We start from the raw sequence: 14807 nt of genomic DNA, 5'->3' as shown, positions 1-14807 counted from the left end.
CGCCCGCCCACGGCTACCCGCCGCAGCCGGCCTACGGCCACCAGCAGCAACACCACGGCTACCACGGCCACTACCGGCAGAAGAAGCGCAAGGGCTTCCTCGACGAGATGTTCGGCTGATCCCAGGCCGACCTCCCGCCCGGGTCGATCACGCGTCGGCCCGGGCAAACCACCCGGGCCATTGATCGTTGGCGGGCGCGATGCTTCGTGCGAGGCTGAGTCGCATGACCGCGATCCGACCGGACGAGGCGCTGGCCCAGGCGTACGACGGCATTACCGCGGTGGTCGGGGGCCTGGACGATGCCGGCCTGCAACGAGCCACCCGCTGCCGGGGCTGGCTCATCGCCGACCTGCTCCTGCATGTGCTCGGCGACGCCCAGCGGGCACTCGTCACCCTGGCCAGCCCCGTCGACGGCCCCGCCGACGTCGACGACGTGAGCTACTGGCGTGACTTTCCCGGAGACGACGACGAGGCCGTCGGGCACGCCTGGTGGGTCCGCCGCTCGGCTGCGGCCTTCGACCGTCCGAGCGGGATCGTCGGGCTCTGGCGGGACACCGCCCCGGCAGCGGTCCGCGCCGCTACGTCAGCCGACCCCGAGGGGTACGTCACCACCCAGGGACACGTGCTGCGCGTACCGGATTTCCTCGCCACCCTGACCACCGAGGCCGCCGTCCACCACCTGGACCTGACGCTGGAACTGCCCGACGCGCCGCCGCCCGGCCCACTGGCCGTACAGGTCGCGGTAGCGACAATGGACGGCCTGCTCAGCGACGACACCGTTCGACCCGCCGCGTGGGACGACAACGACTTTCTGCTGAAGGCCACCGGGCGCGTACCGCTGACCGACCGGGACCGGCTGGAGTTGGGTGAGTCGGCGGGCTGGTTCCCACTGCTCGGCTAAGCCGACGTACTTCCTGCTGGACAGGGAACAAAGGTCAACCGTCGAAGATCTTCTTCGCCATCTCTGCTTTCCGCGCCAACGCGATCTCCGCTTCCGCGTACAGCAAAGCCACTATCTTTTCGGCAGGCCCGCACGTTGTTCCGATCGTGTAGATCGTTTTGTGCGGGCGGACAGACAAACCCTCGATATCATTCTTCTGAAGAAACGCCGCGAAAGAATCGAGTAGCCGCTTGCTGCCTACAAGCCGGAATTGAGAAAAAGTCGATTGCCTGGGACTCGGTCGCCGGTACTTACCGATTGAGCCATCGCCATCGACAACACCTCGCCAGAAGTCGCGTGATTCAGTCAGTCGATCATTGAGCGGGCCGTCATACCTTCCCAGAGCTGTTAAGCGCTCCGCAAGGCGATTCGAGCGCACCGAGAACTGGCACGACCCATGCGTGGGGCTTGGCGCGGAGATGCTGCTGGTCGAGCCCAGGAAGGTACGCAGCGAGACAAGATGTTCGCGGTCTCGCTGGGCAAGCCCTACGGAGATCTGCGGGAGATGACCTGCCCGGTACGTCACGCACCCGTCGGCGAAGAGAAACCCTAGCCAGTAGCATGCTTCCGGGGTCAGCCGGTCGAAAGCGTCGTGGCGAAGTGTGTGAACGGTCTTTCGGAGGACGACGCCACGGCGGACCAAAAGTCCGCGCATCCCTGGCTCGGTGAAACCGAAGTTCTTTGCCACCTCACCGACAGACAGACCTTCGGCGTATTGCCTTACCGCCTCCGAACGTTCCGATTCGGTCAGCTTTTCCCTGGACCGAGCGGGCACGCCTCGCCTTCGCAGTAGACCTCGCACTGCCTGCCTGCTGACGCCATATGAGTTCGCAATTCGAGTCAGACTTTCGCCCGCCTGCGCACGTTCAACAACCGCCGCGATCTGCGCCGGCGACAGACGAAAACCTGCATCCCTCATCCGATAGCCATGTCGACGAATCTTGAGAGATGCAATTGGGCAGCAACGGTCACGGTATCCGTGGGGCCATTCCGATGCTTAGCAATTATAAAATCCGCCTCCCCGGCCCGCGGCGACTCCTTGTCGTAGTAGTCGTCGCGGTGCAGCAGGATGACAACGTCGGCATCCTGCTCAATTGATCCTGATTCACGCAAGTCGGACAGCTGTGGTCGCTTGTCGGTGCGTTGCTCCGGGCCACGGTTCAGCTGACTGACCGCGATGACCGGGCACTCGACCTCCTTGGCCAACAGCTTCAAGCCACGGGACAGGTCCGCGACCTCCTGCTGGCGGCTCTCGGTGCGCTTCGGTGAGGTCATCAGCTGAAGGTAGTCGACCACGATCATCTTGAGGTCGTGCCGCTGCTTGAGCCGCCGAGCCTTGGCCCGGATCTCCATCAGGTTCATGCTCGGCGTGTCGTCGACGAAGAGCGGGGCCTCGCTGATCTCGCCCATGCACCGGGCCAGCTTGGTCCAGTCATCGTCGGAGAGCTGACCGCTGCGCAGCACGTGCAGCGGCACCCGCGCCTCGGCGGAAAGCAGCCGCATGACGATCTCGACCTTGCTCATTTCCAGCGAGAAGATTGCCGCGGCCTGGTTGGCGCGAATCGCAGCATTTCGGGCAAAGTCCATACTTGCCGTAGATTTACCCAAACCAGGCCTGCCTGCAACGATGATAAGTTGCCCGGCGTGCAGGCCGTTGAGCAGTCGGTCCAGGTCACTGAAGCCGGTCGGCACGCCGGTCATCATGCCGCCGGTCGCCCCGACCGCCTCGATCTCGTCCAGCGTCGGCTGCAACATGTCGGCGAGGATCGCGAAGTCCTCGCTGACCCGCCGTTCGGTGACGTCGTACACGGCCTGCTGGGCGAGGTCGACGACGTCGTCCACGTCACGGCTGCCGCCGCTGGCGGTGCCGTAGCCAAGCTGCACGATCTTCGTGCCTGCCTCGACCAGTCGGCGTAGCACCGCCCGCTCGCTGACGATCCGGGCGTAGTAGGCGGCGTTGGCGGCGGTGGGCACGCTGGCGATGAGTGTGTGCAGGTACGGCGCGCCACCGATGCGCACCAGATCCCCGGAGTCGGCGAGCGCCGCCGCGACCGTGATCGAGTCAGCCGGCTCACCCCGGCCGTAGATGTCGAGGATGATGTCGAAGATGGTGGCGTGCACCGGTCGGTAGAAGTCGTTGGTCTTGAGGATCTCGACGACGTCGGCGATGGCGTCCTTGGAGAGCAGCATGCCGCCGAGGACGCACTGCTCGGCCGCGACGTCCTGGGGCGGGGTCTTGTCGAACTGGCCATCCCGCTGGGCGGGTGGCTGGCCCCCGCCGGAGCGTGGCTCTGCCCGCATGTCGTCGGTGACCGACACGGGTCCCCCCTCCACTGCGCCGGATCCAACCCCAGCTCTACCGCTGGGGTACGACACTTCTCCTCCGACCGGGCCGGTCGATCGGGGGCCATCGCCGACGGTCGAGGGCCAACCATACGGACCCCGAGGTCAGAGACTCAACAACACCGGTGGACGAGCCTCGGGACAACCTGTGGATCCAGGTGGACAGCATGTGCGCAGCGTGTGCACAGCCTGTGGATAACCATTGGGGAATTCTCGGCCAGAAGCCCTTGACCTGCGAAGACATGCTCCCCAGCCTGTGGAGGAGAATATTTCGGTCGGGCCTGTGACACGATCGTCCCGTACTATCTCCAGCGAACGGCTACACCTGGACAGCGGATTCCGCTTTCGGTTCAGAAGGGTCACACTCCGGCCGTGAATTACCGGGACTGGGGACGCGGCGATGGCAGCCCGCGCGAGCGCCAGCCAACCGCCTCGTGGGGTGAGCGCGCGGCGTCCGTTCCGGTTGATCCGTACGACGAGGACGGGCGCTACCGCACCTCCAGCCGACGGCGTGCGTTGGACCGCGGCCAGGACGAGCCTGTCGACGCCTACCTGCCCCGTTGGGCGCTGGAGTCCGGGGTCCGGCACGCGGACGGCGGTGGTCGTCACGCGGCACCGGACGACGACGAGGACGAGCCCGAGCGGCCGATCTCCGGCGCAGGCCGATGGTCCGCCGAGTCGTCGAGTGGTCGGCGGCGGGGCAGCGAGCCGCGTCGACGGGAGCAGGCAGCGATCGGCCCGGCGTCGGACTCGGACCACACCCGAGAGTGGACGCTCGACCGGCCGCAGGAGCAGGGGTACGCCGGCCGCCGGCGGGCCGATGCCGGGGAGGGCGAGCCGGTCTCCGGCGCTGTCTCGGACCGGCGTCCCCGGCGAGCGCCCGTTGGCCGTCCGCAGGTGATCTGGTCGGGCGGCGAGCCGGAGTCCGCCCCGAGCGAGCAGGTCCCGGACCAGGAGCCGAACCGTCCCACCCGGCGTAGCCGTCGTGCGGCGGAAGAGTCCTGGTCCCGTCCGGCGGCCGACCCGTGGGTCCGCAGTTCGGAGCAGGTGGCGGAGCCCGAACCGTCGTACCCGCCTGCGGTGGACCCGTGGGACGCCTCGGGCGTGCACGCGTGGCCGCCGTCGGCCGGCGCGGACGGCGGGGACCTGAGCGGGCAGTGGTCGGCGGTGGAGAGCGTCGGTGGCTGGGAACGGTCGGACCGCACCGGCCAGTGGGAGCGGTCCGCGGTCGAGGAAGACCAGTGGGACCGTACGCTGGCGCCGCGCTCCGACCGCCCGGTGGCGGCCGAGGGGTGGCCGAGCAGGGAAGACGGGTTCTGGTCCGGCACTCGGTTGGCCGGTGACGACCCGCGTTGGATGGATCCGACGACCTCGGCGCCCCGGTCTCCGGTGGTGGGATACACCGCCCCACGGCCGCGCAGCGCGCCTGCGCCGCGTACGGGCGCTCCGCGTCCGGGTACGCCCCGGCGTGGGGCGGACCGGCCGGCGGTGGGAACGGCGTCGGTACGTCGGCGGGTCGAGTCGGCGGCCACGGGTGCCTGGGCGCGGCGTCTGGAGGACGACCTGCTGGACCCGGACCCGGGTGGGTCCGTCCGGCCTCTGCTGTACACGGCGGCCTGTTACCTGGTGCCGGCGATGCTGATCTTCGCTTGGTTGTTGACGTTGGACAGCCAGGCTCCGGCTGGTTGTGTGACCGACATCAGCGGGGGCGGGTGTGAGTCCGCCCGGTCCCGCGCACTGGAGTCACTCCTGGCCGGTTCGCCGCGCTTCGGTCTGGCTTTGGTGAGCAGTCTGGTGGTGGCGGCGCTGCTGCGGCGGGTGGGTACGACGTGGCGCTCGGCGACCATCGCGGTTGCCGCCGCGGTGGTGGGCGGTGGCCTCTCCACGGTTTTGATCAGCGCGGTGACGGGCCAGCCCATCGGGTGACCCGTCAGCGGGTCGGTGCCGGCTCGGGCGGGCGTCGGGTCGGGGCCTGCGCTGGGCGGGGAGGCAGGTCGGGGCCCGGCTGGGCGCCGGGGAATGCCGGCGGCGACCGTCTCGGCCCGGCAGTGCCGGGTTGGACGACGTACGCACGAGGGCCCGCACCGATCGCTCGGTGCGGGCCCTAGTGGTGGTGTTGCGGACGTCAGCCCTGAACGACGTTCAGGTTGAACGCTGCGGTCACCTCGGGGTGCAGCTTGATCTTCACCGGGTAGGTGCCGGTCGACTTGATGTGACCGGGCACCTCCAGCCGACGCCGGTCGAGGACCGGGCCGCTGGCCGCCTTGACGGCGTCGACGATCTCGGCCGGGGTGACCGAGCCGAAGAGCCGTCCGCCGTCGCCGGCGCGGACCTTCAGGTTGACCTTGAGACCCTCGAGCTGAGCCTTGACCTCGTTGGCGTGGTCGAGGTCGCGGATCTCGCGGGCCCCACGGGCCCGCTTGATGACCGTGACCTGCTTTTCCGCGCCCTTGGTCCAGGCGATCGCGAAGCCCTGCGGCAGCAGGTAGTTACGGCCGTAGCCGCTCTTGACCTCGACGATGTCGCCCGGGGCACCGAGGCCGGACACTTCCTGAGTCAGGATGATCTTCATATCGGTGCCTCCTCTCAGCGGGTGGTGGCCGTGTACGGCAGGAGCGCCATCTCACGGGCGTTCTTGACCGCACGGGCGATCTGCCGCTGCTGCTGCGAGGTCACGCCGGTCACCCGACGAGCGCGGATCTTGCCGCGATCGGAGATGAACTTGCGCAGCAGCGCGGTGTCCTTGTAATCGATGTAGGCGATCCCGTCCTTGTCGAGCGGGTTCACCTTCTTCTTCGGCTTGCGCAGTGCCGCAGCCTTGGCCGTTGCACGTGCTCCTGGTTTGCGATCGCGAGCGCTAGGCGCCATTAGAACGGTGGCTCCTCGTCAAAATTGGCGCCCGAACCGGCACGCGCGGGAGAGGGAGCGGCCGAAGCCCAGGGGTCGTCGAAGTTGCCTCCGCCGCCACCCTGGTTGCCACCGCCACCGCCGCCACCGAAGCCGCCGCCACCGCCGCCGGAGCGGGACATCTTCTGCACCTTTGCCGTGGCGTAGCGCAGCGACGGGCCGATCTCGTCGACCTCAAGCTCGATGACTGTGCGCTTCTCACCCTCGCGGGTCTCGTACGACCGCTGACGCAGCCGGCCCGACACGATCACCCGGGCGCCACGCTGCAGCGACTCGGCGACGTGCTCGGCGGCCTGCCGCCACACGGTGCATGCGAGGAACAGCGGCTCGCCGTCCTTCCATTCGTTCGACGCCTTGTCCATGAAACGGGGCGTCGAAGCGACTCGGAACTTGGCGACCGCAGCCCCGGAGGGGGTGAACCGCAACTCGGGGTCATCGGTCAGATTGCCGATGACCGTGATGGTGGTGTCTCCTGCCATGACCATCTCCTCGCGCACTCAGCGTCTCGTCGTACAGGCTCTCAGAGCCCTCCGACAGAGTCGCGGAGGCTGATCCGGACGAACCGGGGGTTGGAAGGCTTAGCGCATTTCCGGTCGGATGACCTTGGTGCGCAGCACGGACTCGTTGAGCCGGAGCTGACGGTCCAGCTCGGCCACCGCAGCAGGCGTGGCCTGCAGGTCGATGACGGCGTAGATGCCCTCGGCCTTTTTGTTGATCTCGTACGCGAGGCGCCGGCGGCCCCACACGTCGGTCTTCTCAACCGAGCCACCCGCGGTCCGAATCACGTTCAGGTACGTGTCGAGCGACGGTGCGACGGTGCGCTCCTCGAGGCTGGAGTCGAGGATGACCATCAGTTCGTAGTGACGCAAGACGTGCTCACCTCCTGTGGGCTAAGCGGCCACGGTCCTTCCGTGGCAGGAGGTCTTGTGTCGCTGCCCGCACGCGCCGAGGGAACCCGGCCGGACGCGGACAACCTGACCAGGATACCCGGTCCCAACGATCATGCCCGGGGTGGTGGGGTCCGGACCCGGACGAGCCGACGGGGGCCCACCGTCCGACCGTCAACCGGTCGGTGGTGGACCCCCGTCTACGAGGCCGCGGGGCGTCCGGTCCGCATTCCTTGGGTGGGACCTGGGGAGGAACGACCACACCGATGAGGTTGGACCGAAGACGCCCCGCGGAGCTTTATCGTGTTGTTATCTGACGATACAACAGCACTCGTACCTTGTCGGGGGGAAAAGCACAATTTTCCGAGATCCGTCGTCGCTCGGTACTGGTGTGCGATGGGGTCGCCCCCGCTGCGCCGGGCCGCGCCGCGGGGGTGACCTCGCTGTCGGCCGTCGACCGCCGGTCGCCGTGTGCGACGCTCGCGCCGCTGGCGGCACCGGGATCGTGGTCGCCGGTTCAAACCCATCAACGATCGTCGGTCCCTCCGGTGACGCGACACCGCCCCGGCCGTCGCCCCACCGGTCGGGGTCGCGACGTAGGCTCGCTCGCATGCGTATCGGAGCCCACGTCGACTCGACCGACCCGCTGGCGGAGGCGGCCGCCCGGTCCGCCGAGACGGTGCAGTTCTTCCTCGCCGACCCACAGGGTTGGAAGGCGCCCAAGCCTCGCGAAGATGCCGAGCGGCTGCGCGCCGCCGAGGTCGACCTCTACGTGCACGCTCCGTACGTCATCAACGTGGCCACGCTCAACAACCGCATCCGGATCCCGAGCCGCAAGCTGCTGCTCGGGCACGCCAACGCGGCCGCCGCCATCGGCGCCAAGGGCCTGATCGTCCACGGCGGGCACGTCAACGCCGGCGACGACCTGGCCGTCGGCTTCGACAACTGGCGCAAGACCTTCGCGTACGCGGCGGACTCCGGCGGCTTCGGCGTACCGGTCCTGATCGAGAACACCGCCGGCGGCGACAACGCCTGCGCCCGACGGCTGGACGCGCTCGCCCGACTCTGGGACGCCATCGGTGACTACGAGGTCGGCTTCTGCCTGGACACCTGCCACGCGTACGCGGGCGGCGAGGAGTTGCTCGGCCTGGTCGACCGGGTCAAGGCGATCACCGGGCGGATCGACCTGGTGCACGCCAACAACTCCAAGGGCGCGTTCAACTCCGGCCAGGACCGTCACGACAACCTGGGCGGCGGGACGATCGACCCGGAGCTGGTGGTGGCGGTGATCCGGGCGGCCGGCGCGCCGGTGGTCGTCGAGACACCGGGCGGTGTGACCGGCCAGGCCGCCGACATCGACTTTCTGCGTGAGCAGCTCGGAGCGGAGAGCCCGGCGGCATGACGACGAGCGGACAGCCCGGGACCGGCAACGCCCGGCCCACCCCCACCGGCGCGGCCGCCGAGAGTCAATCCGCCACCACCGCCGCAGGCACCCCTACCCAACCGGGTCGCACCTCCGACAAGGCCCCCGCCGAAACCACCGCTGACCACTCACCAGCGGGCGGCGGTAAAGCGGCCGGAGCCACCCCGAACGGCGATTCCGAGGTCGACCCCGCAACGAGCGGTGCCGCCAAGAAGGACGCGGCCCGGCGCGACGACAAGCAGGGCGACGGGGCCCAGCAGGACGACGCAGCCCAGCAGGGCGTCGGCGAGGGCAGCACGGCAACCAGCGACACCACCGCCAAGGGCACTGACCCAGCTAAGGACAGCGAGCCAGCCAAGGACAGCGGCGCGACCAAGGACGGCGAACCGGCCAAGGGTGCGAAGGCGGGCGGCACCGACGGTACGGACAAGGCCGACAGCGAGGCGAAGCCCGTCACCCCGGAACGGTGGGAGGCGTTCGCGTCCGCCCCTGAGCCGAAGCCCTCAATCTTCAGTCGGGTGGGCCGGGCGGTCGGTCGGTTCCTGATCCACGAGTGGACCCTGGCCGCGCTCGGCGCGTTGGCGCTGGCCGTGTTGATGACCTGGCCGACGCTGCGCTATCCGCGCTACACCCTCCCGCAGGACTACTGGGACCCGAGCCTGCAAGCCTGGCAGATGGCCTGGTCCGGGCACATCCTGCTGGCCGAGCCGGCGCGGCTGTGGCAGTCCAACACGTTCTTCCCCGAGCTGTGGAGCTTCGCGTTCTCCGACACGCTGCTCGGGTACGCCCCGGCCGGGATGCTCGGCAGCGGTCCCGAGGACGCCGTGCTGCGCTACAACATCATGTTCGTACTGGCGCACGCGCTCGCCACGTTCGGGGCGTACGCGTTGGCCCGACAGCTCGGGGCCGGCCGGATCGGTGCGGCCGTCGCAGGGGTGAGCTACACCTACGCGCCGTGGCTGCTGGCCCAGGCCGGGCACCTGCACGTGCTCTCCAACGGGGGCATTCCGCTGGCGCTGGCGATGTTGGCGCGCGGGCACGGGTGGTCGCTGCGACACGGCTACCGGCCGGAGCGCCGGCATGACGGTTGGGTCTACGCCGGTTGGCTGGTGGCGGCCTGGCAACTCAGCCTGGGTTTCGGCATCGGGCTGCCATTCGCGTACTTCCTGGCCGGCGCGGTGCTGGTCACTGCCGTCCTGTTCTTCGTGCGGCGGCTGCGCACCGGGCAGGCCGTTCCGTTCGGTCGCCGGTTGTTCGTCGCCGACGTGCTCGGCGGGGTGTTGTTCGCCGGTGTCGGTCTGCTGATGGCGTTCCCGTTCTTCAAGGTGACCGAGCTGCATCCGTACGCCGAGCGCACCATCGGCGACATCAGCCTCTTCTCGCCGCCGGCGTCGGGCTTCGTGACGGCGCCCGGGGAGTCGCGGATCTGGGGTGGGCTGCACGAGGGTGCCCGGGCGGCGCTGCCGTGGCACCCGGAGATGACCCTGCTGCCGGGCTTCGTGCTCTACGCACTCGCCGCGGGCGGGTTGTTCTTCTCGGTCTGGCGGCTGCGGCACCGACTGCTGCTGCTCGCCGGGGTGCTGCTGACGATGGCCTTCGCGATGGGCACCCGTTTCTTCGACGGCACCTTCACCTACGTGCCCCTCTTCGAGCACCTGCCGGGCTGGAGCGGGCTGCGTACCCCCGGGCGGTTGATGCTCTGGACCACGTTGTTGCTCGGCCTGCTCGCGGCGGGCGCGGTCACCGCGCTCACCGATCGGGTCCGCGAGTTGACCGCGCAGCGGATTCCGTCGTGGCCGGGGCCGTGGCTGCGAATGGCCACCCTGCTGCCGTTGCTTCTGGTCACCGTCGAGGGCCTGAACACGACCCCACACCCGGTGGTGCCGACCCAACCGGCGGCGATGCGCTCGGCGGAGGGTCCGCTGCTGGTGCTGCCGAGCAATCAGAGCCTCGACCAGCACGTGATGCTCTGGTCGACCAGCGGGTTCCCCGACGTGGTCAACGGCGGTAGCGGCTTCACGCCGCGCCTGCTCGACGACGTCCGCCGGGTGAGCCAGTCGTTCCCGGACCAGACGAGCGTCGACTACCTGCGCACGCTCGGCGTCCGCACTGTGGTGCTGCTGCGCGGTCAGGTGGCCGGCACACCCTGGGAGATCAGCATCGACGCGCCGGTCGAGTCGCTCGGCATCAGCCGGCAGGAGGTCGGCGACGCTGTCGTCTATCGCCTGTGAGGCGTGGCGGCTCGATGCGGCTGCTCGCTGAGGCGGGTTTTCGAGGGAGCCACCCGGCTCCGGGCGGTCAGGCTTGATCCCTGCGCCGGGCGGGCTCCCCCGAAAACCCTGACGTGGTCAGGCCGCGTCGGCCTGGGGGTCAGGTGGCGGTTGCGGGCTCGCGTGACGGTTCGTCGGTCAACGGTTGGCGGCGCCAGCGGTCTATCCAGGGGGCGTCCGGGGCACCGTCGAGAACGCCACCGTCCGGGTCGTCCGGGTAGGTGGCCCGCACCGCGTCCTGCTCGGGGTGCAGGATCTCCTTGACGACGAACACGCAGAGCACCACCACAGTGGCCAGTCGCAACGTCGAAGCCAGCACGAACACCCCCTCCGGGAAGACGGGCTTGCTGGTTGCCGCACCGAGCAGTTCCCCATAGAAGGCGACGAAGTAGCAGACCTCGGCGATCTGCCAGGCCAGGAACGCGCCCCACTTAGGCCGGGCCAGCACCACCAGCGGGAGCAGCCAGAGGACGAACTGCTGCGACCAGACCTTGCTGAAGATGAGGAACGCGGCGACCACCAGGAAGGCGAGCTGACCCAGCCGCGGTCGGCGCGGCGCCCGCAGCGCCAGCACGGCGATGCCGAGGCAGGCCAGCCCGAACAGCGCGTACGAGACGGTGTTGAGGGTCGGGATGTTGGCGTTGAGCCACTCGAACGGGCCGAGGTTGGCGGGGTCGTTGCCGATCTTGCCGTCCAGGTAGCGACCGATGTACCAGAGCGTGCCCCAGTCGATCGGCCGGGTGGTGTTCAGTTCGAAGAACCGGTCCCAGTTCTCCGGGTATGCGCGGGCGGCCGGCAAGTTGACCAGCACCACGGCCGCGATCGCCGTCCCGATGGCGACGAGCGCGGCACGAACCCGGTCGGCCCGTAGCGCCAGGATGAGGATCGGCCCGAGCAGGAACAGCGGCCAGAGCTTCGCCGCGCCGGCCAACCCGAGCAGCACGCCGGCCACCGCCGGTCGTTTTCGGGCCCAGGCGAGCAGGCCGAAGGCGGCCAGCCCGATGGCGAGCAGGTCCCAGTTGACGGTGGCGGTGAGCACCAACGCCGGGGCGAGTGCGAACATCGCCGCGTCCCAGGGTCGTCGGCGGCGCAACGCCAGGATCACCGCCACCGTGGCCACCGCGAGCGCGCCCAGCACCAACGCGTTGAGGTTGTAGAACCACTGGCCCTGGTTGATGCTCGGGTCGCCGTCACCGATGGCGTGCACCGGCAGGCCCAGCGCCCCCATGAAGTAGCCGGTCAGCACCGGGTACTCGACCGGGTGGTCGCGGTAGGGCACCTTGCCCTCGTTGAGCCCTTCGGCGTAGTAGAGGGCGAGGACGTCGGTGTAGCAGAACCGGGTGTACTGGACGTTGTTCTGCCAGGCACCGTCCTGGCAGGGCGATTTCTGCACCCAGTGCAGCGCGAGCGTGAGGCACGCCAGCGCCAGCACGATCCGCACGGCGGTCCAGAAGCGACGCTCCCGACCGGCCGGCCGGTCCAGCGCCGTCGCGTGGTCGCCCAGCGGGCCGCCGATGATGCTGGAGATGCCGCGGACGAACCCGTCGGAGCGGGACGGGTGATCGGTGGTTCCGGCGTCGTCGATGCCGGGCGTCGACTGGGTGCTCATGAAGAGGCATCCTGCCGTACGACGGGGGTGCCCGTCCCGTCCCGGCGCGGAGTTCCGGGTACGAAAACGCCGCCGCCGGCCGGGACAGGTCGTCCGGCCGGCGGCGGCGTCGTGTGCTGGTGCGGGTCAGTCCCGGTTGGGTGGCAGGCTGGGCAACTGCCCGCCGCCGCCACCACCTGTGCCGCCACCACCCGGATTGCCGCCGGGGTTACCGCCAGGGTTGCCACCACCGGGGTTGCCGCCACCGGGGTTGCCGCCGCCGGGGTTGTTGCCCCCAGGGTTACAGAACAGATCGATCAGCGGGTTGCAGAGAGGCCCCTGGCCACCGGGGTTGGTCGGCGGTGGTGGCGGCGGCTCCTTGCCGTTGCCCTTCGTGGTGTCACCCTCACCGGTGACGCTGGGCAGGGGGATCTCATCCTGGCCCTTGAGGGCGGTGTTCATGTACTTCTCCCAGATCGGGCCGGGGAGCGTCGAACCGCCGATGTCCTTGCCGCCGGTGAGCTTGATCTGCGGCTTCCTCGGATCCCGGCTGCCCACCCACACCGCTGTGGCGTTCTGCGGGGTGTAGCCGACCGTCCAGGCGTGCGAGTTGTCCTTGTTGTCGTACTCCCAGGTGCCGGTCTTGGCGGCGGCCTGGCGGCCGTTCTCCAGGGAGATGTTGTTGGGCCGGGGGATCTGCTTCAGGACGCCGGTGACCTCGTCGGTGATCTTCTTGGGGATCCGCTGCTCCGGCTTGATGCGCTCGCTGCCAACGACCTTCCACTTGCCGGTGGCCTTGTCCTGCTGTTCGATCTTGACCACGAAGTGGGCCTTGATGTACTTGCCGTCGTTGGCGAACGTGGCCATGGCGTTGGCGTGGTCGAAGACGGTGATCGGGTACTTGCCGAAACCGGTGTAGTTGTCGAACGGCGTCTTCTGCTTCTTCGACAGGTCGAAGGCCTGCGGCGGGTCGACGCCCCACATCGTGGTCACGCCTGCCTTCCGGGCCATGTCGACGACCTTGTCGGCGCCGATCGTGTCGGCGACCCAGTAGAAGGGCACGTTGTACGACTGGACCGTCGACTCTTCGAGGGTGCAGTACTTGCCACACTTGAGGTTCGTGCGGTTGGCGTTACCGATCGTGTCCCTGGAGCCCTTGGGCTTGTAGGGCGTGGGGTCCCAGTGCGACTTGACCGAGATGCCCGCCTCGATCGCGGCGGCCAGGGTGTACACCTTCATCGACGAGCCCGGCTGGTGCCCACCGGTCAGGTCGCCGTTCTTGTCGATGTTCTTGCCGGCGTAGTCGAAGTCGGCACCGCTGTCACCGCCGTAGTAGGCGAGCACACGGCCCATCTTCGGGTCGATCGAGACCACCGCCGCCATCAGGTTCTTCGGCTGATCGTAGAGCTCGGAGCCCTTCTTCGACTGCATCGCGGTGTTCTCCGCGGCGGCCTGGAGCTTCGGGTCGATGGTGGTGGTGATCCGGTAGCCGCCGTCACGCAGCGCGTCGACGCAGCTCGTCTTGCCCTCCGCACCGCTGTCGGAGCAGAGACCCATCTCGTCCATCTCCTGGCGGACGTAGTTGATGACGTTGCCGCGCGGGCTGTCGACACCGAAGCCGACGCCGTCCTTCTTCGGCGGCAGCGCCTTCGGGTACTCGGTGGGCGCCGGGGGGTGGTTGGGGGAGTCCAGCCAGCCCTCCTTCTTCATGCCGCCGATCACGTAGTCCCACCGCGACTTGGCGTCGGTCGGGTTGACCGCCGGATCGTACCCCTTGTGGGTTTCGCTCGGCTGCGGCTGCTTGATCACTGCGGCCAGCACTGCTCCCTCGGCGGGAGTGAGCTTGATGGCCGGCTTGCCGAAGTAGGTCTGTGCCGCCGCCTCGATGCCGTACGCGCCGCGACCGAAGTAGATGACGTTCAGGTAGTGCTGCATGATCGTCGGCTTGTCGTACTTGTCGTTCAGCTTGGAGGCGAGGATCGCCTCCTTCACCTTCCGGCCGTACGTGTCGTCCTTGAGGTTCTCGAACGCGTTGCGGGCGTACTGCTGGGTGATCGTCGAGGCGCCCTGCTTGTCGCCGTTGGAGACGTTGTTCCATGCGGCCCGGACGATGCCCTTGTAGTCGACGCCGGAGTGCCGGTAGAAGTTCCGGTCCTCCGCCGCGGCGACCGCGTCCTGCACGTACTGCGGGATCTGCTGGATGGTCACGAAGGTGCGGTTCTCGCTGCCCAGCTTGGCGAGCTGCGTCTTGCCGTCCTTGGCGTAAACGGTGGTGGACAGCGGCAGCGGCATCTCGTTCGGCATGACCACGTTGGTCGAGTAGTAGGTGAACCCGACCACGCCGATGCCGGCGAGCATGATGAAGACGGCGAACCCGGCGATCAGCAGGTTCATCCGCTTGCGCTTCTTTGCCCGCGCCGCGCCCGAGTCACCCGGACCACGGCCGCCC

General features: G+C 68.7%; 12 protein-coding genes. 4 read left to right on the top strand and 8 right to left on the bottom strand.

The window, feature by feature from the left end; all coding sequences use genetic code 11:
• Nucleotides 1–223 precede the first annotated feature (223 nt).
• On the top strand, nt 224–901 hold the full coding sequence (locus tag DLJ58_RS02060; protein ID WP_124853589.1) for a maleylpyruvate isomerase N-terminal domain-containing protein: 678 nt from the start codon (nt 224–226) through the stop codon (nt 899–901).
• Between the two features lie 34 nt (nt 902–935).
• On the opposite strand, the gene DLJ58_RS02055 is transcribed toward DLJ58_RS02060, so the two are convergent.
• Entirely contained in the window at nt 936–1859 is a 924-nt protein-coding gene (locus DLJ58_RS02055) for a helix-turn-helix domain-containing protein (protein ID WP_124853588.1), read from the bottom strand.
• The gene (gene dnaB, locus DLJ58_RS02050; protein ID WP_482805371.1) at nt 1856–3274 is read right to left on the bottom strand and encodes a replicative DNA helicase; all 1419 of its coding nucleotides are present in this window, start codon (nt 3272–3274) and stop codon (nt 1856–1858) included. The genes DLJ58_RS02055 and dnaB overlap by 4 nt, the downstream gene beginning before the upstream one ends.
• A gap of 381 nt (nt 3275–3655) precedes the next feature.
• Between dnaB and DLJ58_RS02045 the strand changes: the two genes are divergently transcribed.
• Nucleotides 3656–5209 carry a hypothetical protein gene (locus tag DLJ58_RS02045; protein ID WP_124853586.1) on the top strand — a complete coding sequence of 518 codons (1554 nt, stop codon included), beginning with the start codon at nt 3656–3658 and terminating at the stop codon, nt 5207–5209.
• Between the two features lie 199 nt (nt 5210–5408).
• Here DLJ58_RS02045 and rplI read toward each other — a convergent pair whose 3' ends face one another.
• The 4 genes from rplI to rpsF form a co-directional block, all read right to left on the bottom strand.
• A complete protein-coding gene (gene rplI, locus DLJ58_RS02040; RefSeq protein ID WP_124853585.1) occupies nt 5409–5855 on the bottom strand; it encodes a 50S ribosomal protein L9 in 447 nt (148 codons plus the stop codon).
• Between the two features lie 14 nt (nt 5856–5869).
• Complete coding sequence (gene rpsR / locus DLJ58_RS02035; RefSeq protein WP_051723758.1) at nt 5870–6151, bottom strand: 30S ribosomal protein S18; 282 nt, start codon at nt 6149–6151, stop codon at nt 5870–5872.
• On the bottom strand, nt 6151–6687 hold the full coding sequence (locus DLJ58_RS02030; protein ID WP_181518404.1) for a single-stranded DNA-binding protein: 537 nt from the start codon (nt 6685–6687) through the stop codon (nt 6151–6153). Before DLJ58_RS02030 ends, rpsR begins: the two co-directional genes overlap by 1 nt.
• Before the next feature lie 81 nt (nt 6688–6768).
• Nucleotides 6769–7059, bottom strand: coding sequence for a 30S ribosomal protein S6 (gene rpsF / locus DLJ58_RS02025; protein WP_036391391.1), 291 nt, complete (start codon nt 7057–7059; stop codon nt 6769–6771).
• Between the two features lie 628 nt (nt 7060–7687).
• On the opposite strand from rpsF, the gene DLJ58_RS02020 reads away from it, so the two are divergent.
• Both DLJ58_RS02020 and DLJ58_RS02015 read left to right on the top strand, forming a co-directional pair.
• Nucleotides 7688–8479: a deoxyribonuclease IV gene (locus DLJ58_RS02020; protein WP_112583906.1), complete on the top strand. Its 792-nt coding sequence runs from the start codon at nt 7688–7690 to the stop codon at nt 8477–8479.
• Nucleotides 8476–10731, top strand: a complete 2256-nt coding sequence (locus DLJ58_RS02015; protein ID WP_124853584.1) for a hypothetical protein — start codon at nt 8476–8478, stop codon at nt 10729–10731. The genes DLJ58_RS02020 and DLJ58_RS02015 overlap by 4 nt, the downstream gene beginning before the upstream one ends.
• 139 nt (nt 10732–10870) lie before the next feature.
• On the opposite strand, the gene DLJ58_RS02010 is transcribed toward DLJ58_RS02015, so the two are convergent.
• Nucleotides 10871–12379, bottom strand: coding sequence for a glycosyltransferase family 87 protein (locus tag DLJ58_RS02010; protein ID WP_124853583.1), 1509 nt, complete (start codon nt 12377–12379; stop codon nt 10871–10873).
• Nucleotides 12380–12505: 126 nt separating this feature from the next.
• Nucleotides 12506–14807 (bottom strand): transglycosylase domain-containing protein (locus tag DLJ58_RS02005; protein ID WP_148097967.1); only part of this gene is annotated, 2302 nt, incomplete at its 5' end.

Origin of the sequence: Micromonospora arida (assembly GCF_003857035.1) — a bacterium.
Taxonomy (GTDB): Bacteria; Actinomycetota; Actinomycetes; order Mycobacteriales; family Micromonosporaceae; genus Micromonospora; species Micromonospora arida.
Note: the sequence above shows the minus strand (reverse complement) of the source record. Positions and strands in the feature narration are given on the sequence as shown.